The organism is Streptomyces sp. NPDC043680, from assembly GCF_056436685.1.
In genome coordinates this window covers 62,484-81,939 of record NZ_JBWKCE010000002.1, presented here as the reverse complement: position 1 = coordinate 81,939, position 19,456 = coordinate 62,484, and the positions used below count along the sequence as shown (strand labels likewise).

General features: G+C 70.6%; 15 protein-coding genes and 1 tRNA gene. 2 read left to right on the top strand and 14 right to left on the bottom strand.

The features are described 5' to 3' along the window. The first annotated feature begins 124 nt into the window (after positions 1-124). A tRNA-Cys gene (locus tag AC0666_RS03730) sits at positions 125-199 on the top strand. 52 nt (positions 200-251) lie between these two features. Here the strand turns inward: AC0666_RS03730 and AC0666_RS03725 are convergent. The 13 genes from AC0666_RS03725 to AC0666_RS03665 all read right to left on the bottom strand — a co-directional run bounded on the left by AC0666_RS03725 (position 252) and on the right by AC0666_RS03665 (position 17,215). Then, on the bottom strand, positions 252-968 hold the full coding sequence (locus AC0666_RS03725; protein WP_478707022.1) for a hypothetical protein: 717 nt from the start codon (positions 966-968) through the stop codon (positions 252-254). Between the two features lie 11 nt (positions 969-979). Further along, entirely contained in the window at positions 980-3,310 is a 2,331-nt protein-coding gene (locus AC0666_RS03720) for a hypothetical protein (protein ID WP_478707021.1), read from the bottom strand. An 8-nt stretch (positions 3,311-3,318) separates the two neighbouring features. After that, positions 3,319-3,750 (bottom strand): hypothetical protein, encoded by a 432-nt coding sequence (locus tag AC0666_RS03715; RefSeq protein WP_478707020.1) that lies wholly within the window; start codon positions 3,748-3,750, stop codon positions 3,319-3,321. A 332-nt stretch (positions 3,751-4,082) separates the two neighbouring features. Continuing rightward, positions 4,083-5,234, bottom strand: a complete 1,152-nt coding sequence (gene mycP / locus AC0666_RS03710; protein WP_478707019.1) for a type VII secretion-associated serine protease mycosin — start codon at positions 5,232-5,234, stop codon at positions 4,083-4,085. Next, positions 5,234-6,397, bottom strand: a complete 1,164-nt coding sequence (gene mycP, locus AC0666_RS03705; protein ID WP_478707018.1) for a type VII secretion-associated serine protease mycosin — start codon at positions 6,395-6,397, stop codon at positions 5,234-5,236. The genes mycP (AC0666_RS03710) and mycP (AC0666_RS03705) overlap by 1 nt, the downstream gene beginning before the upstream one ends. 20 nt (positions 6,398-6,417) lie before the next feature. Further along, positions 6,418-7,851 carry a WXG100 family type VII secretion target gene (locus tag AC0666_RS03700; RefSeq protein WP_478707017.1) on the bottom strand — a complete coding sequence of 478 codons (1,434 nt, stop codon included), beginning with the start codon at positions 7,849-7,851 and terminating at the stop codon, positions 6,418-6,420. Beyond that, entirely contained in the window at positions 7,851-8,357 is a 507-nt protein-coding gene (locus AC0666_RS03695; protein ID WP_478707016.1) for a DUF2563 family protein, read from the bottom strand. The genes AC0666_RS03700 and AC0666_RS03695 overlap by 1 nt, the downstream gene beginning before the upstream one ends. 171 nt (positions 8,358-8,528) lie before the next feature. After that, positions 8,529-10,832 carry a xanthine dehydrogenase family protein molybdopterin-binding subunit gene (locus AC0666_RS03690; RefSeq protein ID WP_478707190.1) on the bottom strand — a complete coding sequence of 768 codons (2,304 nt, stop codon included), beginning with the start codon at positions 10,830-10,832 and terminating at the stop codon, positions 8,529-8,531. Between the two features lie 44 nt (positions 10,833-10,876). Beyond that, entirely contained in the window at positions 10,877-13,243 is a 2,367-nt protein-coding gene (locus AC0666_RS03685) for a (2Fe-2S)-binding protein (protein WP_478707015.1), read from the bottom strand. Next, complete coding sequence (locus tag AC0666_RS03680) at positions 13,240-14,079, bottom strand: FAD binding domain-containing protein (protein WP_361725481.1); 840 nt, start codon at positions 14,077-14,079, stop codon at positions 13,240-13,242. Before AC0666_RS03680 ends, AC0666_RS03685 begins: the two co-directional genes overlap by 4 nt. A gap of 385 nt (positions 14,080-14,464) precedes the next feature. After that, positions 14,465-16,111, bottom strand: coding sequence for a beta-N-acetylhexosaminidase (locus AC0666_RS03675; RefSeq protein WP_468968398.1), 1,647 nt, complete (start codon positions 16,109-16,111; stop codon positions 14,465-14,467). 229 nt (positions 16,112-16,340) lie between these two features. Next, positions 16,341-16,625 (bottom strand): DUF3039 domain-containing protein, encoded by a 285-nt coding sequence (locus tag AC0666_RS03670; protein ID WP_215018346.1) that lies wholly within the window; start codon positions 16,623-16,625, stop codon positions 16,341-16,343. Positions 16,626-16,654: 29 nt separating this feature from the next. Continuing rightward, positions 16,655-17,215: a YqgE/AlgH family protein gene (locus AC0666_RS03665; RefSeq protein ID WP_361725472.1), complete on the bottom strand. Its 561-nt coding sequence runs from the start codon at positions 17,213-17,215 to the stop codon at positions 16,655-16,657. Positions 17,216-17,584: 369 nt separating this feature from the next. Between AC0666_RS03665 and murA the strand changes: the two genes are divergently transcribed. Next, complete coding sequence (gene murA, locus AC0666_RS03660) at positions 17,585-18,931, top strand: UDP-N-acetylglucosamine 1-carboxyvinyltransferase (RefSeq protein ID WP_468968402.1); 1,347 nt, start codon at positions 17,585-17,587, stop codon at positions 18,929-18,931. Between the two features lie 186 nt (positions 18,932-19,117). Here the strand turns inward: murA and AC0666_RS03655 are convergent, their stop codons facing one another. After that, positions 19,118-19,399 carry an HU family DNA-binding protein gene (locus AC0666_RS03655; RefSeq protein WP_243627406.1) on the bottom strand — a complete coding sequence of 94 codons (282 nt, stop codon included), beginning with the start codon at positions 19,397-19,399 and terminating at the stop codon, positions 19,118-19,120. Positions 19,400-19,456 lie beyond the last annotated feature (57 nt).

Below are 19,456 nucleotides of genomic sequence, written 5' to 3'. Positions count from 1 at the left end.
CCTCGTCCCGCGGACCTAGGCCCCGCGCGACTGTGAACGCAGCATGGCAGTCCCATTGCAGCCCCCGCGCCGCCCTTCCCGAAGCTCCCCGCCCCCCGTAGCTTCATTCCCGGAAGCACCACACAGCCGTGTGCCCGAGTGGTTGAGGGACTCGCCTGCAAAGCGAGTTACGCCGGTTCGATTCCGGTCACGGCTTCCACGGCAAGGCCGCCCAGCCGGGTCTGGGCGGCCTTCGCTTTTGGCTCTTCGGCTCACGGCTTCGTCTTGGCGACCTTCTCCTTGACGATCAAGGTGTCCGGGAGGCCACCGTTGCCCTTGCAGGCCAGCTCCCTGCTCATCACGAGGGCAGCGGAGTGGGCGATGGCGAGGTTGGCCTCCCTTAGAGCGGTTTCATCCGCTGATGAAGCCGAGTTGACGTTGACACTCACCTTGACCGGTACGGCTTTGTCAGGCCCGGCGAGGCGAGGGCTCGCGCAGTCGAAGAAGAGCAGGGCTCGGTCGGACAGGACCAGGGCGTTGCGGCCCAGGTCGTACTCCCAGTAGTGGCCCTTACCGCTCTCGCTGCCCTCCCCCGTCCGCTGCAACTCGGACTGGATCTCGAACGACACCGACAGGCGTCGTCTGTTCGTCGTGTCGAACGGCACGGCCTCGCAGGCCCTGTCTCCCGGGGAGGCACCGATCGCCGCATAGCCACCGGAAAGCCTCTCGGCCACAGCTGCCACGCGGGCGCTGGCGTCTTTGCGGGGCGGGTCGAATTCCGTGCTCCCGGTCAACAGCTCGACCGCTCGGGCAGCGCCCGCGTTCAGGAGCCCGTCGCCGCACACCTCTGCCGAGGAAAGACGGACCGGCTGATCGTCCTCCTTCTGCCCGCTGCATCCCACGAGGAGAACAGCGGCCAGCACTGCGCCCAGCGAGGCGCAGCTGCGGAGAGCCGTGCCCTTCCCCGCGCCACCGCGTCTCTCCTTCATCCGGGCAGCACCTACTTTTTCACCTGGGTCTCGTTGCCCGTGTGCCGCTCAAGACCCCAGCCAGTGTTGTAGCCGTTCATCGACGACTGCCTCAGTACCTCGTCCAGCGGGTCGTCGTCGCTGACCGGGTGGCGCTTCAGGAAGCTGTCCACGGGTCCTCGGGAGTGCTGCTCCCCTGACTGGTACACGCTCGCCTTGTCATCGTGGGCCTTGCCCTCGCTCTTGTCCTTCTGCCGCTCGGACTCCTCGTTCGACCAGTCGCTGATGAGCCCGCCTGCGGCCTGCTCCAGCGCACCGCTGCCGGTGTCGACGGCGAGGGGCACGATCACGGCCGCGGCGCCGGCTGCCAGAGCAGTGGCCGGGAAGAAGGCCACACCAGCCGCGATGGCTGCCGTGGTACCGAACTCGATCCAGCCCGACCGCTTCTCCAGGGCCCGGTCGTAGTCCTTCAGCCACTTCTCCGCATCGGCGTCGATCTGCTTGCCGCGAGACTCGTCCAGGATCCCCTGGAATTCCCCGCCGGTCCGGGCCGCCTCCATCAGACCGCTCTCGTTGAGCTTTCCCCCGGCGCCCACCTGGGACTCCAGCACCGAGGCCTGGAAGATCGACTCCGCCCGCGACATCGTGACGTACGAATCAGGATGCTGGCCCAGGCTGCTGAGGAATTTACGAGCAGCTTCCCGATCGAATTCCGCATGGCCGTCGGCGACCCCGGCGAAGACGCTTACTGAGCTGTTGTCGTTCAGTGCGTGGTTCAAGTCATCGATGTAGCCGGCTCCCATCCGCCCGAGGCTGTCCGCCATGGACTCCTGGTTCTTCAGCAGGGCCGCATCCCCGCCGTACTTGGACACGACCTCCTGCATGATGCGCGTCGACACCTCGTCGCGCTCCAGCTTGGGCGACAGATCGTCCCAGGCGTGGCCCAGGGTCGCCGCCTCCAGCGCGTGGCCGAGGGCGTTTGGCATGTACTGCTGGACCGTCTTCAGGTCGTCCGGGTTGGTGCCCTCCATGTCGATGGTGAAGTCGTACTTGGCGTTGCCGAAGAAGTCGAGGTAGCTCTTGAGGGGCTTCTTGTCGGCACCCTTGCCGAGATCAGCGGGGCCGGACTTCTCCGTGCCGTCCTCGTTGTACGCGTGTGGTGGCCGCTCGGGGTCGAAGAACTGCTGGGCCGCTTCCGGGCTGTGGCCCAATGCCTCAAGGAAGCTGACCACCGGGTCGTAGCCGGCGCCGTTGACCCCGGATGGGTTGAAGAGGTTCTTGCCGTAGCCGTCGAGACGCCGGGCCTGGTTGAAGAAGTCCGTGTTCTTGGCGTGCAGCTGCGTCGCGTGCTCGGCGATCGGGACGAGGAACTTCGGGTCGTAGTTCCCGTACCGCATGATGCCGCCGAGTAGCTGGTACCCGTACGGCGGGTTCTGGTCGTACTTCGCGAGGGGGATGTGCTGAGTGCCCAGCTTGCGCATCTCCTGGGCGAAGCTGTCCGGTAGGTGGGGCTCGTTGTGGGAGTTCGTGGCGGTGGCGAGGTTGAGGCCCAGGTTCTTCTGGAGTTCCTGGACGTCCTTGAGTCGCTGCTCGTCCAGTTTGGAGTAGTCGTACGTATCCGTGGACATGTACCCGAAGAACTGGAGCGCGCCCATGGGTCCGAGCGCCGTGTAGAAGTCCCTGGAGAACTCCGGAACCTTGGCGTTGTCCGCCAGCAGCTCGTTGAGCTCGCCGAGCTCGGCGTGTGTCAGGTCGCGCCCCTTCCTGGCGAGGTCGGCGGCATGTCCGGCCTGCTCGGCGTCGAGGCTCGCATACTTGGGTCCGCTGAAGTCGTGGTCGTCGGTGACGTTCGCAGCGAGCGCGCGTGCCAGCGACTGGTCTACGTCATCGCAGCCGTCGACGATGGCGTCGATCTTCTGCTGCCAGAGACCACGGTTCTGGCGCACCAACTGGTAGTCCGGATCGTGCCGAGCCGCGTTCCGTTCGGCCTCGGTGGCGAGTGGGGCGGCCGATACCCGGCCAGCCGCATCCACTTGGAATCCGGCGGCGGGCGCCTCCTCGGCCACGATCTTCCTGAGTTGCTCCTTGGCCGCCTTGAACGCGGCGTGTCCCTCGGTCAGGGCCTTGTGAATGCCCGTGGCCTCCTTGGCCGCGTCCTCGAATTCCTTCGCCGACTTGTCGACGAACGCCCGCCCGACCCCTGCCGTGACCCCGCTCCACTCGGCCTTGTCGGCCTTTGCCTTCATGCCGTTACGGGCAGCCTCGGCCAGCTCTTCGAGCTTGTCGGCCATGGCCTTCCAGTCGTCCATCGCAGTCTGGAGCTTGTCGAGCGGTGCGTTGACCACGTTCTCGTACGTCAGCATATGCGCACCTACTTGAGGTATTGGTCGATCGCGGAGACGGCGAAGTCGGCCTGGAGCTGTTGCTCGTCCTTGGCGTGGGAGGCAACGGAGTAGTTGAGGCCGTTGGAGATGTTGGCGCAGGCGGCCACAAGGGTCTTCACCTGGCTTTCCCAGCGGGACTGTACCTTCTGCAGAGCCGCCCCGCTGGCGAAGTTCCCCTTCGTGAGGGCGCTCGCGGCTTCGGTGGTGGTGGCGGCGGCGTGCTTGCCGTCGGTCTGTAGGCGAGAGTGGAGCTTGTACGCCTCGGTGCCGATGGCTCCGATGTGGTCCTGGTTGAGCTCCAGGTCGCCGCCGGCGGTGTTGCCGCTGCCGCCGGGGTCGTTGGGGACGTGGTTGAGCCGCATGGAGACATTGGCCGCGGCGGTGGCCCGCGCGGCGGACCATTCCTCGTCGAACGACATCGCGTGCTCGTCTCCTTCCGTCCTGCCTCGGTACGCGTGGTGACGGCTCGGGTCAGCTCGACTTGGTCGGCCGTCGTTCTTGCGACCGCTGGGGGTCAGCGAGGGCGGATGACACCGTAGCCGACGGGGTCGGTTCGCTCGACCTCCGTGCAGGGGCCCCGGGGGTGGAGGGATGCAATTGAAGCCACCCGGGGGTGGGGATGTAGAAGGCACGCACAGGTTGTGACGCTGTTGGTGTGCATGGTGCCCTGAGGGTGAGACTCTTTCAGGACAAGATGAGGATCACCCTGCCGGGACTGAGCGACGGTGACGGGGGCCGTCCCGGCCCCCGGTCAGCGGTTCCGGCGAACGACCACTGCAACCACGGCCCCACCGATGATCACGCAAGCGCCCAGCCCGAGGGCGATCCAGGGCAGGTTGCTGCCGCCGTCCTCCTTGGCCTCGGCCTGAGGTGCATCGGACGCCGGCTTCTTGCCGTCGGCCGACGGAGCGGGCGAGTTCTTGGCGTCGGCGGCGGCCAGGTCAGGGAGCGGGTACACATCCGCCGGACCGGGGTCACCGGGAGTCGGCAGCGCGATCTTGGGCCGCACGATGCCGTAGCCGAGGTAGTCGTTCCGCTCCTTACCGTCATCGGCCTTGCCGGCGGTGTTCAGGAGGACACGGAGGACCTGGTTGTTGGTCCAGTCGGGGTGCGCGGACCAGAGCAGTGCGGCCGAAGCGGAAGCGAGCGCCGTCGCGTCACTGGTGCCGTGTGACTTACAAAATCCGCTCTCTCCCGCGCAGGCGGTGAAAATGTCCTCTCCGGGAGCCGAGAGATCGATTTGTGAGCCATGCTGAGATTCCTTGGTAGGTCCGCCGCTCGGGTCAACGGCAGAGACACCCACGACACCCGGCGTCGCAGCCGGATAGAGAATCTCGTTAGTCGTGTCCCCGGAGTTACCAGCGCCAGCAAAGATCAACTTGCCCTTTGACAGGGCATACTTCACCGCTTCAAGCCGAGCCGGATCGTCCTTAGGTGTGACCATGGAGATGTTGATGACTTTGGCGTCGGAGTCAGCCGCAAAGCGAATCGCCTCAGTCCATGACGGACTGGTCTCGTTGAACTCATGAGGTACCCGAATGGGAAGGATCTTGGCTCCGGGCGCGAGACCGAACGCACCATCTCCGCTGGGATGCTTACCGGAGCCTGCGATGACTGCAGCCATAGTCGTACCGTGTCGGTCGTAGTCGGTACGTTCGTCACCCTCGTATGACGTGGCAAAATCCTTGCCGGCTAGAACTTGTCCTTCCAGCTCGGGGATGCGCGCAACGCCACTGTCGATCACCGCCACAGTGACGCCCTTGCCAGTACTGATTTTCCAGATGTCGTCGGCCTTCATGGCGCCGAGATGCCATTGCTGTGATCGAATCGTGGCCGCCTGGGCCGGGGTCGCGACGACCCCGGCCAATAGAAGACCCACAAGGGCTGAAGTCGCCTTGTACATCAGCGGTTGCGACGGACGACGACCGCGGCCACGGCTCCACCCAAAACCAAACAGGCGCCCAATCCGAAGGCGAGCCAAGGAAGAGAACTACCTTCACCCTTCTTGGCTTCGGCCTGGGGCGTCGGCGACTCATTGACGTTACCGTCCGCCGATGGGGACAGTGACTTCTTATCAGCTGCTGCGAGGTCGGGGAGCGGGTACACATCCGCGGGTCCGGGGTCGCCGGGGGTCGGCACGGCGATCCGAGGACGGACTACGCCGTAGCCGACATAGTCATTACGGTCCCCGTCATCTGGCTTACCCGCTGTATTCAGCATCACCCGAAGTACCTGGTTGTTGGTCCACGCGGGGTGGGCAGACCAAAGCAGGGCGGCGGAAGCAGACGCAAGGGCAGTCGCATCGCTAGTGCCATGCCCCTTGCAAAGACCCGTGCCCCCGCTGCAGCCAGTCACGATATCGACCCCTGGAGCCGACATGTCGACATACTTGTTGTGGTGGGACTCTTTTGTCGCTGCACCGTCAGGGTCAACGGCACCGATACCCACTACGCCTGGCGTTGCGGCAGGGTATCGGACATCATTTGTAGTTTGGCCGTCGTTCCCGACAGCCGCAAAGATGAGCTTGCCTTTATCCATGGCATACTTGACCGCATCCGCAAGATCGCCACTTTCCGAGAAGTTACCCATCGAAATGTTCAAAATCTTGGCATCCGAGTCTGCGGCATACCGAATCGCCTCAATGATCGACCTGTAGGGCGCCGTCCCATCACCCCCAAGGTCCACCCGCAGGGGGAGGATCTTTGCTCCTGGGGCAAGACCGAACGCACTGTCCGAACCACTCGGCCCCTTGCCATTGCCAGCAATGATCGCGGCCATACTGGTGCCGTGATTGTTGTAGTCGGTACGTTCGTCACCCTTGTACGACTCAGATGCAAAGTTCCGACCTTTAAGCACCTGTCCTTCCAGCTCAGGAATTTGAGCCACACCGGTATCGATCACTGCGACAGTGACACCCTTGCCGGTGCTGATCTTCCAGATGTCGTCAGCTTTCATGGCGTCGAGATGCCACTGCTTGGACCGAACCGTCTCCGCGTGAGCAGGCGTCGCGGCGACCCCCGCTAGCAGGAGGCCCATCAGGGCTGAGGTCGCCTTGCGCAGGCGCATCACGTGCAAAGTCCGTTCTCTCAGTCGATCACTGGCGGCACAACGCGATCGTTGCCCTGCCAGGTTTCTTCGTCCTCGGCCAGGTAGTCGGGGCGCTCGCCCGCGTTGTGGTCTCGCTTGTTGCCCGCGGTGTGGACACCCGCACCGGCGTGTCCGATCCCGCTGCGAGCCGGGCCCGAGCCGGCATTGTTGCGTACGAGACCCGAGCCGCCCTGTGTGAACGGCTGACCGCCCGTGGTCGGGCGGCCAATCGCCCCGGCCTGACGGCCACCGACGACACCGCCCGGCTCCATCGCCAGTCGGCGTCCCGTCGAAGAACCGCTCTGGCCGCCGCCATGAGGGCCACCCGCGCCAGGATGCATTCCGGCGCCCATGCCACGACCAGCTTGCGAGCCGCCTTCGTGACCGATGACATTGCCGCGCGGGATTCCCGGCGTGGGCCCACCGGTGGTCACCTGGCGACCACCGACGATCCCGGTGTCACGCGGGAGCAGAGGAGAAAGACCGCCGGTCTTCCCTCCCGGAGCCGTCAGAGGCGGAAGTTTACTGACGGGGCCGCCACCTCCGATGGGCAGCGTCGGTCCACTCATCGGCGGAAACGAGACTGGCGGCACCGGCCCAACAGGGCTGGTGCCACCCGGGCCGGGGCCAGGGGGCAGGGTGGAGATCGGAGGGACTGTCTTGTCGGGCAGGGTTGCTACGTGGTCGAGGTCCACGTCCACGTCGTGGTCCGGGACCATCGGCACGGGCGTGGGTCCGGTTGTCGGGGGCAGCTTCGGGTCCGGCTGGTGGCCGGTCACCCAGCCCGGGTCGCTGGAAGATCCATCGCTTCGTGGGGCCGACGGCGCGTACGACGCACCGACAGAACCGGACGACCCGCCAGAGCCACGCGAGACGTAATCGTCATTCCCATAGTCACCAACCGGGGTGAAAGTCGCCGGCGGTGGCGGGAAGGTCGGGATTTCAGCCTTGCCCATCTGCGTCTTCGACTGGTCGTACGAGCCGGCGAGCTTCGTCAGGGCGTCGACGGCCTTCTGGTGGTCGCTGTTCAGCTTGACGCTGGCGATTTGGCCGAGCTTGGCCGAGTCCGGGTCGTTATGGAAGTCCTTGGAAGCCTTCAGGTTGGCGGCCGCGTCCGTGTCGTACGCCGGCATGTTCTTCTTGACCTCGACCATGGTCTGGGCGGCCTCGGTCATCCACTTGCCGCCCGCGGCGCTGTACTCGCCCAAGCGCAGGGTGGCGTTGCCCGCTCGGCTGACCCAGTCTTCGAAGGCCGTGGCGGCATCGCCTTCCCAGCCCTTCACCCTGTGCTTCTTGAGGCTTTCGCCGATCTCCTTGATCGCGGCAGCGGCCTCCGTCAGCTGCGTGCCACGGGTCTTGACCGTCTCGGGGTCGATCGAGGCGATCATGGCAAGCAGCTGCTGGTGCGTGTAGCCCTCGAAGTTCGTTGCCATCAGAGCTTGCCCTTCCCCTGCTTACCCTCGTCCGTGGTCCCGTGCTGGGCATCCTTGCCCTGCTTGGCCAGCGGGTCCCGGTCGGGGACATAGTCCTTCTTCGCCTGGGCGACGATCGCCCGCATGCGCGCCTGGGTTTCTTCGTCCACGCCACCGAAGCCCTTGCCCGCCGTCAGGATCGCGATGCCCAGGGCCTCGATCTGGCCCGCCAGGCCCTTGGACAGGTTCTGCAGCTGGGTGTGGACCTTCGAGTACGTATCGAACAGGGCGTCCGCCTCGGGGAAGCCCTTGCCGAGGGCCCCCTCAGGGAGGGTGCCGTGGGCTAGTTTCTTGTCGTCTGCCGGGGAGCCGTCGAGCTTGTCCAGGAGGTCGTCGACCAGCTTTTTGTAACCGGTCATTGACTCGAACTCGACCTCAAGCGCCTTCGCCTGCGCCATGATCGCCGCCGACAACCCCGCCGAACTGCCCACCAGCCCAGCCAGGCCCGAAGCCTGCTCCTCTGCCACGATGGCCTCCCCGATTCCCCGTCGTCCCCGTGGGCACGGCGTTTCCGCCGTGCGCCCCGTCCCCGTTCGCACCCGTTCGCACGCGCACGTCACACGTCCTACCCGATCACTCTAGCGACCGTCGCCGACAGTCCCAACCTCGGGGTTGCACGTGCAATGCGGGTCACACGGTCACGAGTTGGGCGACACCACCGCCGCTGACGGTCTGATCGGGAGCCTGTTCACCGGGCGGCCCGTGGCCGCGCGTACTGCCGAGGCTACCGCCGCCGGCGTCGTCACCACAGGGATCGCGCTCGCCGCCTTCGCGCCGAACGGGGCCACCACGTCGCGTTCTTCGACCAGTTTGACGATGCGGACCGTCGGGGCGTCCAGCGAGGTCGGCAGGGCGTAGCCCGTCAGGTCCGGGTGGCGGATGACGCCCGAGGCCGAGCGGAGGTTCTCCGTCAGGGCCGCGCCCACGCCCTGGGTGACGCCCGCTTCGATACGGGCCTCCAGCTGGCGGGGGTTGAGGATGCGGCCCACGTCCTGGGCCACCGCCAGCTCGACCACCCGTACCGAGCCCAGCTCGATGTCCACGTCGACCACCGCGCGGATCGCGCAGAAGGCCAGGCCCACGAAGGCATCGCCCTGGCCGTCCGCGTCCAGCGGTTCCGTGGGGTGGGGGCGGCACTGGGCCGTGGCCCAGAGTTCCTTGCCCTCCATCGCCTCCGCGACCGTCGTCGAGAAGGCGCCGTCGTAGGAGGTGATCCGGCCGTCCTGGATCTGGAGGAGTTCCGTCGACATGCCCAGCTTGTGCGCCATGGGCTGGAGGAGCTGGGTGCGGACCATCTTCGCGGCCCGTTCGACCGCGCCTCCCGACACCCACGTGTGGCGGCCGTGCGCGGACGGGCCCGCCGGCGGCTGGTCCGTGTCGACCGGGGCCGTCACCACCTCGTCCACGCCCAGCGTCTCCTGCACGATCTGGCGGGCGAGGGTGGCGAAGCCCTGGCCGGTGTCGACCGCCGCGCAGATCACGGTGGCCGCTCCGTCGACCACCTTGACCGTGGCCGTCGACACCTCGTCCGTGCCCTCCGCGCCGAGCATGTGCACCATGCCGACGCCGTACCCGACGCCGCGCCGCACCGCGCCCGGCTCGCCCGCGCCCTCCGGGCCGCCCGGCAGGAGCCACTCGTCCTCCGGGGTGTCCTTCGGGAGGGAGGGCAGCTCGAAGTCGCGTACCGCGCGCAGCAGTTCCGCCACCGGTGCCGGGCAGGTGACCGTCTGGCCGGTGGGGAGCAGGTCGCCGGTGGCCAGTACGTTGCGCAGGCGCAGTTCGGCGCCGTCGAGGCCGAGGGCGGCCGCGAGCTTGTCCATCTGGCCCTCGTACGCCGCGCAGACCTGCATCGCGCCCTCGCCGCGGACGTGGCCCGACGGCGGGTTGTTCGTACGGACCGCCCAGCCCTCGACGAAGGCGTGCGGGACGACGTACGGGCCGCAGGCGAAGGCCACCGCCGCCGCCAGCGACTCGGCGGAGGAGTCCGCGTAGGCGCCGGCGTCCATCAGGATCTGGGCCTCCACCTTGACCAGGCGGCCCTCCGCGTCCGCGTGGTGGCGGTAGCGCAGCAGCGTCGGGTGGCGGTGGGTGTGGCCGAGGAAGGACTCCTCGCGGGTGGCGGCGAGTTTGACCGGGTGGCCCGTACGGAGGGCGAGGAGGCCCAGCGGGAGCTGGAAGGCCGCGTCCTCGCGGTCGGCGGTGGCGCCGGGCACACCGGTGACCACGACGCGGACGCGGTCGGGCTCCAGCCCGAAGCACGCCGCCGCCAGGTCGCGGTCCAGGTGCGGGTCGGTGGAGGCGGTGTAGATCTCCACGCCGCCGTCGGGGCGGGGCACGGCGAGGCCGGCCTCGGCACCGATGGGCGCAGGGTCCTGGCGGCCGATGCGGTAGAGGCCCTCGACGACGACCTCGCCGGTGGCCTCCGGGTCGCCGTAGCGCAGCGGGATGTGCCGGATCAGGTTGCCGTCGGGGTGCAGGGGCGGGGCGCCGAAGGACTGCTCGGGGTCGGTGACGGCGTCGAGGAGTTCGTACTCCACCGCGATGGCGGCCGCGGCGAGGCGGGCCGTGTCCGGGTGGTCGGCGGCGACGGCGGCGATGGGCTCGCCGTGGTGGCGTACGACGTCGTGGGCGAAGACCGGCCGGTCGGCGATCCGGCGGCCGTGCGTGCTCGCGCCGGGGATGTCGGCGTGGGTGACGACGGCCCGCACGCCGGGCATCTCGGCGGCGGCGGAGGTGTCGACGGACAGGATGCGGGCGTGGGCGTGCGGGGAGCGCAGCACGGCGGCCCAGAGCAGGCCCTCGGCCCACAGGTCGGCGGCGTAGGGGAAGGTGCCCTCGGCCTTGGCGCGGGTGTCGGCGGCCGGGACGGAGACCCCGATTCCGCGCAGGACTTCCTGCTCGCCCGCCTCGGCGACCGCGGCGGCCGCCGCCCCCGTGGACACCGTCACCGTCGCCGTCCCCGTCGCCGTGGCCGCGTCGTGCCCGCTCACGCCATGCCTCCGTTGTGGTGGGTCTCGTGCGGCCCGTCGGTCCCGTGCGCCCCCGGAGCCCCGTGCGCCCCCGGCATTCCGTGGACACCGCCCTCGCCGGGCGGCGCCTGGTGCGGGATGTGGGGGAGGTGCGGGGTGCGCTGCTCGGCCGCTGCCGCCTGCTGCGCGTCGGCGGCGCCGGCCGCCTCCCGCTCGGCGACGACCTCGCGCACCGCCTCGATGACGCCCTTGTAGCCGGAGCAGCGGCACAGGTTCCCGCACAGGGCCTGGCGGGTCTCCAGCTCGCTCGGGGCGTGGTTGCCCTCCAGCAGGTCATGGATGGTCATGGCCATGCCGGGCACGCAGAACCCGCACTGCACCGCACCCGACCTGCACAACGCCTGCTGCACGTCCGAGAGTTCCCCGCCGCTCGCGAGCCCCTCGACCGTACGCACCTCGCTCCCGGCGGTCGTCGCGGCCGGCACGAGGCAGGAGGCGACGAGCCGGCCGTCGACCTGCACGGCGCAGGCGCCGCACTCGCCCTGCGAGCAGCCGTCCTTGGCGCCGGCGAGGCCGAGGCGCTCGCGCAGCACGTAGAGCAGGGATTCGCCGATCCAGGCGCCCGTGACGGGGCGGTCGGCGCCGTTGACGCGCAGGACGTAGGAAGCCAGCGGGTGCTCGTGATGGGCGACGGCGGCGGTTTCCGGCTGGTTTTCCCCGTACGTCGCCTCCTCGCCCGGGAAACCCTCGGCGGTCCCCGCATCCGGCGCCGCCACAGCGCTGTCCGCGGTACCCGCACCCGGCGCGGGCGCGGCCGTGTCTTCGCCGGAGCCCGGGAGGGAGGCTTCGGCGAAGCCGTGCCCGCCCGCCCCGGCGGGCTCCGCCGCGCCACCGTCCGGGCCGTGCGCGGAGGCGCTGGAGCCCTGCCCGAGGGTTCCCCCGGCCTCCGTGAAGCCCCCCGCGTACGCGGGGTCGGCCCCGCCCGCCGGAGCCTCGCCGCCCGCTTCGCCCCCGCTGTCGGAAACCCGGGCGGAATCCCCGTCGGCGACCGCTGCCGGGCCGGGGCCCGCCCCGGCAGCGGCGTCCACGGCCGGGGTCTCGGCCTGCTCCGCCCCCGGGTGCGGCCGCTCCCCCGCAGCCTGCATCGCCGCCGGGCCGTGAGCGGCCTCGATGTCGTGCGGAGCCGCAGCCACGGGCTCCGGCTCGGGCCCGGCGGAAGCCGAAGCAGCAGCCGAGGCGGAAGCCGCAGCCGAGGCCTCAACCGCAGCGGAAGCCGCAGCCGCAGCCGAACCCGCAGCAGCAGCCGCCCCCGCCCCGTACTCCGGGCCGTGTTCCGGCGCAGCCGAAGCAGCCACCGGCTCCGGCACCGGCACCGCCGCCGGCTCCGGCTCCGGCTCCGGCTCCGGCTCCGGCAGGGTGCCCACACCGGGCCCGCCCAGCACACGCGGCCCGCGCGAAGGGCCGGCGACACCGGCGACACCGGCACCATCGGCCCCCGGGCCGCCGACGCCGGGACCGCCGAGCAGCCGCAGGCCCGCGCCCGAGGTGCCGCCCGGTCCGCCCGCCTCGGCCTGCGCGTCCGGAAGCACGCCAGAGCTCAGCGGGGCACCTGCGCGCGCCTTCTCGAAGTCGGGGTGCGCGGCCCACGGGGCCGCCGCGCCGCCCGGCAGCGTGGCCGGGGCCTGGCTCCAGTCCGCCGTCGGGGCGCTCGGGCGGAACTCGCCCGTCTGCTCGGACAGTTCCGGCAGGGTCCACTGCCCGGTCGCCACCGGCTCGGGCTCCTGCGCCGCCTCCGGGAACCGCCACTCGGCGGTGGCGCCGGGGTCGTGCCCGTCCTCGGCGGGGGCCGGACCGCCGGCCGGGTCCGCGAACCCCGCAGCCACCGACGCGGGGATCGGGACCGACGCCGGGATCGGTCCGCCGAGCGGAGCGGGAGAGGCCGCCCCGGCCGCGGGAGCCGTGCCCCCGCCCTGGGGTGCGCCCGCGCCCGCCTCCGGCCACTGCACCCCCGGAATCGTCCAGGTGCCCGTCGCCGCAGGATCCGTACTGGCGGCGGAGCCGAGCGGCACGATCATCGGCGGCGGCACGTAGCCGTGCCCGGGGGCGGCGAGCGGCTCCCCGGTGCCGAGCGCGTCCAGCATGTCCTGCGGCAGCTTCACGAAGGCCGTCGCGTCGGAGTCGAAGTCGCCGCCGTGCGGGACCGGCTCCCAGCCCCAACCGGAACCGCCCTGACCGCCGTACGCGCCTTGACCGCCCTGGCCCCCGTACGCGCCCTGACCGCCCTGCTCTCCGTAAGCGCCCTGACCGCCCTGGTCTCCGTAGCCGCCCGCGGACCCCGCGTCCTCCGTCGTACCGCTCACGTTCTCGTTCTCGTTCCCGCTCATGAGGTCAGCGCCCTCCCCAGGGCCCTCCGTGCCAGCACGGCCACCGTCCGCCGCAGATGCAGTACCCCGGGAGCCACCGGTTCCCCCTGGTCGGGGACGCAGGCGGCCGCGACGTACTCGCCGAAGGCCTCCAGCGCCTCGGGGGCCAGGTTCCGCTCCCCGTCCCAGTCGATCAACGAGGCCACCCACTGCTCGGCTTCCAGGGGCCGCAGCGGCATCGGGGCGACCGCGCCGATCGCGCAGCGCACACCCCGGCGCGCCGGGTCCAGTACGAGCCCCACGGACGCCACCGCGCGCCCCGGCCCCGTACGGCCGGTGGCCTTCAGAAACACCTGCGGCGCGTGCAGCAGCGGCACCCGCACGAAGCCGATCAGTTCCCCGGGCCGCAGCATCTCGCGGCCGGCCAGCAGGTACGAGACCGGGATCTCCCGCTGCGAGCCGCCCGGGCCGACGACGAGGAGCACGGCCTCCAGCGCGGCCAGGACGGGCAGCGCGTCGCCCGTCGGCGCGGCGCTGGCGATGTTCCCGCCGAGCGTGCCCGCGTTGCGGATCTGCGGCGGTCCGGCGGCCCGGGCGGCCGCGGCGAGCGCGGGGATCAGGGCGGCGAAGTCCGGCCGTCCCATCCGGGCGTGGGTCAGGCCGGCGCCGAGCAGGGCGTGGCCGTCCTGGTACTGCCAGCCGCGGATCTCGTTGATCCGGCCGAGACCCACCAGTGCGGCGGGCCGCAGCTGGCCGGCGTTGACGGCGGCCATGAGGTCGGTGCCACCGGCGACGGGCACGGCCGCGGGCATGGCCGTGAGCGCCGCCACGGCCTCGTCGAGCGAGGCCGGCAGCATCACGGACTGCGCCGCCTGCGGGCCCTGAGCCCCCTGAGAAGAATGCGGTGCGTGCACTGCGTGCGGTGCGTGCGTGGTCAACCCAGCTGCCCCTTCCCGATGTCCCGGTCCCGGCGCTCACGCCTGTCCGCCGTACGGTACGTGCTCACCGCCGGGACGTGGCAACTCTGGCACATCTTCCCCACCTCCCGGCGCGAGGGTCCGGCCTCCCGGCGCGAGGGCCCGGCGGGCGCCCCCCGGAGCTCCAACCCGTCCATTTTGCGCCGTATGCGCCCCCTACCCCGCATGCCCTGCACATCCCGTCCACCCCGTATCGGGGAAAGCGGCAGAATCAACCGAATGCCCGGGATTCCCACGAGAGTTCCCCCGGCTCACACCGCCTCGCTCACACGAAGGGCGGCTCGCCCTCGATCGGGCGCCCGAGCACGCCCGGACGCCGCTGCCACGGCAACGGGCCTCCCGGCGGCCGGTATTCGACGCCGAGCGCGTCCAACCGCCGGTAATGTCCGGCCATCCGGGCCTCGAAGCCGGCGTAGTCGCGCGCGTCCGGCTCCGGCAGCCGCGACCACACCGTCTCGGCGAAGGCGGCGAGTCGCGGGAACACCTGGTAGTCCACCCGGCTCCGGTTCTCCATCACCTCGGTCCACACATTGGCCTGCGCGCCCAGCACATGGGCGGCCGCCCGGGCCGGCAGCCGCGGCGGCACCGGCTCGAAGCGGTAGACGTCCTCCAGCGAGCGCACGTAGCCGATCGGCACCGGTTCGTCGGGGCCGCCCGCCTGACGGTGGTCCAGGTACACCTGCTGCTCGGGGCACATCACCACGTCGTGTCCGGCCTCCGCGGCGGCGATCCCGCCCGCGTAGCCGCGCCACGAGGACACCGCGGCTCCCGGGGCGAGTCCGCCCTCCAGGATCTCGTCCCAGCCGATCAGGCGCCGGCCGCGGCGGGCGAGCCAGGCGTCGAAGTGCCGGATGAACCAGGCCTGGAGCCCGTCCTCCCCGTCCACGCCCAGTTCCCGGATCCGCGCCTGGGCGCGCGCCGAGGCGCGCCACTGCGCCTTGGGGCATTCGTCACCGCCGACGTGCACGAACGGCGAGACCTCCGGCGGGAACAGCTCCAGCAGCTCCTCGAACACGCCCTCGTAGAAGCGCAGCACGGCCTCGGTCGGTGCGAGCACGTTCTCGCTGATCCCCCAGTCGTCCCACACGCCCAGCGCCGAGGTGTCGACCACGTCCGTGTTCCCCAGTTCGGGGTACGCGGCGATCGCCGCCTGCGAGTGCCCCGGTACGTCGATCTCCGGGACCACCCGCACGTGCCGCTCGGCGGCGTAGGCGACGATCTCGCGGATGTCGTCCTGCGTGTAGAAGCCGCCGTGCGGGGTCTCGTTCCACAGGGGTGAGGCCCGGTGGCCCCAGCGGCTGCGGGGCCGCCAGGCGCCGACCCCGGTCAGCCGCGGGTGGCGCGTGATCTCGACCCGCCAGCCCTGGTCGTCCGTCAGGTGCAGGTGCAGCACGTTGAGCTTGTGGGCGGTGAGCAGGTCGATGGCGCGCAGGACGCCGTCCTTGGGCAGGAAGTGCCGGGCCACGTCGAGCATGAGCCCGCGCCAGCCGAAGCGGGGGGCGTCCGCGATCGTCCCGTGCGGCAGGCTCCAGACCCGCCCGCCGCGCCCGCCCAGCGGAGCCCGCCGGTGGGCGTCGGGTCCCAGCAGCTGACGCAGCGTCTGGGCGGCCCAGAACAGCCCGGCCGCGTCTGCCCCGGCCAGTTCCACGCCGGTGGCGTCGACCGTGATGCGGTGACCCTCGGGCCCGAGCCGTGCGACGCCGTCGGCGTCGAGGCGCAGCCGGATGTCCGCGGCGGCTTCCGGGCCGGCCTCAGGGAGGTCCCAGCCGGTGGCCGCGCCGAGCTCCCGGCGCAGCCAGCGCGCGGTGCCCTCGGCGCCCGGGCCGGTGGCGAGGACGGGCCCGGGCCCAAAGGCGTACGGGGGCGCGTCCTCGCGGAGGTCGACGGCCTGGGGCAGCGGGATCAGGTCCATGCGTCGGGCCTTTCGCAGCGAACGGAGCGACCGGAGCGAGCGAACGGAGACGGGGCGGGGCGTTGCGCGGTGCGCAACGCCCGTTCCGCACCGTGCTCGCCACCCGCCGACCCTAGTACGGACGAGGCCCCCGGGGTACGCCCGTGCGCACCCCGGGGGCCTCGGTCCGCCGAGCCCGGTGAGCCCGCCGAGCCGACCGGGCCAAACCGAGCCGAGCCGACCGGCCGGACTAGTTGTCCTTGCCGCCCTTGTCCTTGTCCCCGCCGGGGCCCATGGACTCGTAGATCTCCTTGCACATGGGGCAGACCGGGTACTTCTTCGGGTCCCGGCCCGGCACCCACACCTTGCCGCAGAGCGCGACGACGGGGGTCCCGTCGAGTGCGCTCGCCATGATCTTGTCCTTCTGGACGTAGTGGGCGAAGCGCTCGTGGTCGCCGTCGCCGTGGGACACCTGCGGCGTCGGCTCTACGAGGGTCCCCGTACCAGTCCCGCGCTCGGGCTCAAGAGTGCTCATAAAAGCCAGGGTACCGACCCCCGCGCGGGTCAGTTGAGCAACGGGTCGTCCGGATAGGTGGCGACCATCGCGAGCTCGTTGCGCTGGCGGCGCAGTACGGCCCGCCACAGCCGTTCGGGGGCGGGAAACGACACGTCGCCGGGCTCCGACTCCACCACGTACCAGGCGCCCTCACCGAGCTCGATCTCCAGCTGCCCGGGGCCCCAGCCGGAGTACCCCGCGAAGATGCGCAGCGAGCCCAGGGCCGAGGCCAGCAGCTCCGGCGGGGCCTCCAGGTCCACCAGGCCGATCGCCCCGTGGACGCGGCGCCACCCGATCGGCCCCTCCTCGCCCGGGATGACCGCGACCCCCAGGGCCGAGTCCAGTCCCACCGGGCCGCCTTGGAAGACCACTCCCGGATCGCCGGCCAGCGTCGCCCACGGCAGCAGGATGTCGCCGACACCCACCGGGGTGGGCCGGTTGAGGACCACGCCGAGCGAGCCCTGCTCGTCGTGGTCGAGCAGGAGCACCACCGCGCGGTCGAAGTTCGGGTCCGCGAGGGCGGGGGTGGCCACGAGCAGCCGCCCTGTGAGGGAGGACACCTCGGTCATGGCGCCATGATCTCGCACATTCCCCCTTGAGGGGGAGCCCGGGAGGAGATCGGTTCGCATACGGCCCAGGGGCGCACGGCAGCAGGCAGGAGCGCGCGGCCGCCGGATCACACGGATGCCGTACGGAGGCGCGCACGGGTGCTGCACGCGAGCGACACGCGAACGACACACTCGGCACGGCCGCATTGCCCGGAGCGCGACACTCCGCCATGGGGTGCGCACTCAGGGTGTTGCGGCTGATCCATGACAGCTCCCCGGCCGCGTCGGCCTTACGGAACGGGGGGTCGTGCCCCTTACCCTTTTCCCCTGGCCCCTGCCCACCATCCCCCTGGCCACCGCCGGGAGGACCCCCTCCGGAACGCGAGATTCATGACCGGCACAGACAGTGACGACGTTCTGCTTGTCCATGGCGGTACCCCGCTTGAGGGCGAGATCCGTGTCCGCGGTGCGAAGAACCTCGTGCCCAAGGCCATGGTCGCCGCTCTGCTCGGCAGCGAACCCAGCCGGCTCCGCAATGTCCCCGACATCCGCGACGTCCGGGTCGTCCGCGGGCTGCTCCAGCTGCACGGCGTGACCGTGCGCCCCGGCGAGGAGCCGGGCGAGCTGGTGCTCGACCCGACCCACGTCGAGAGCGCGAACGTCGCCGACATCGACGCCCACGCGGGCTCGTCCCGCATCCCGATCCTCTTCTGCGGCCCGCTGCTGCACCGCCTCGGCCACGCCTTCATCCCGGGCCTCGGCGGCTGCGACATCGGCGGCCGGCCCATCGACTTCCACTTCGACGTGCTGCGCCAGTTCGGTGCGACCATCGAGAAGCGGGAGGGCGGCCAGTACCTGGAGGCCCCGCAGCGGCTCCGGGGCTGCAAGATCCGCCTGCCGTACCCGTCGGTCGGTTCGACCGAACAGGTGCTTCTGACGGCCGTTCTGGCCGAGGGCGTCACCGAACTCAGCAACGCCGCCGTGGAACCGGAGATCGAGGACCTCATCTGCGTCCTGCAGAAGATGGGCGCCATCATCTCCATGGACACCGACCGGACCATCCGGATCACCGGTGTGGACCGCCTGGGCGGCTACAACCACAAGGCGCTCCCGGACCGCCTGGAGGCCGCCTCCTGGGCGTCCGCGGCGCTGGCGACCGGCGGCAACATCTACGTCCGCGGGGCGCAGCAGCGCTCGATGATGACCTTCCTCAACACCTACCGCAAGGTGGGCGGCGCGTTCGAGATCGACGACGAGGGCATCCGCTTCTGGCACCCGGGCGGTCCGCTCAGCGCGATCGCGCTGGAGACGGACGTGCACCCCGGCTTCCAGACCGACTGGCAGCAGCCGCTGGTCGTGGCCCTGACCCAGGCCGCCGGCCTCTCCATCGTCCACGAGACGGTCTACGAGTCCCGGCTGGGGTTCACCTCGGCGCTGAACCAGATGGGCGCCCACATCCAGCTGTACCGGGAGTGCCTGGGCGGCTCCGCCTGCCGCTTCGGCCAGCGCAACTTCCTGCACTCGGCGGTCGTCTCCGGCCCCACCAAGCTGCAGGGCGCCGATCTGGTGATCCCGGACCTGCGCGGCGGGTTCTCGTACCTGATCGCGGCGCTGGCGGCCGAGGGCACCTCGCGCGTCCACGGCATCGACCTGATCAACCGCGGCTACGAGAACTTCATGGACAAGCTCGTGGAGCTGGGGGCCAAGGTCGAGCTCCCGGGCGGCGACCTCGTCTGAGCAGGGCCGCCTCCAGGGCCTCTGAGGGGCCCTGGACAGGCCGAAGGGCGGCCACCCCGGTGGGGTGGCCGCCCTCCTGCTTTTCTGCGCGCTGCGCAGGGCATGACGCGCACGGCGTGACGCGTACGGCTGCCGCTGCGTACTGCTGCCGTCCCGGGGGCTGTGCGGCCCCCGGCACAAGGGCTACTACTTGCCCTTGGCGGCTTCCTTGAGCTTGGAGCCCGCGGAGACCTTCACGCTGAAGCCGGCCGGGATCTGGATGGGGTCGCCGGTCTGCGGGTTGCGTGCGGTGCGAGCGGCACGGTGGGTGCGCTCGAAGGTCAGGAAGCCGGGGATGGTGACCTTCTCGTCGCCCTTGGCGACGACCTCACCGACGGTCTCGGCGAGGGCGGCCAGAACGGCGTCGGCGTCCTTGCGGGTCACCTCGGCGCGCTCGGACAGAGCGGCCACCAGCTCACTGCGGTTCATGTTGTACTCCCGTGTTCAACTTGCCATAGAGGCGTGAGATCGAAGCCGATGCTGCCA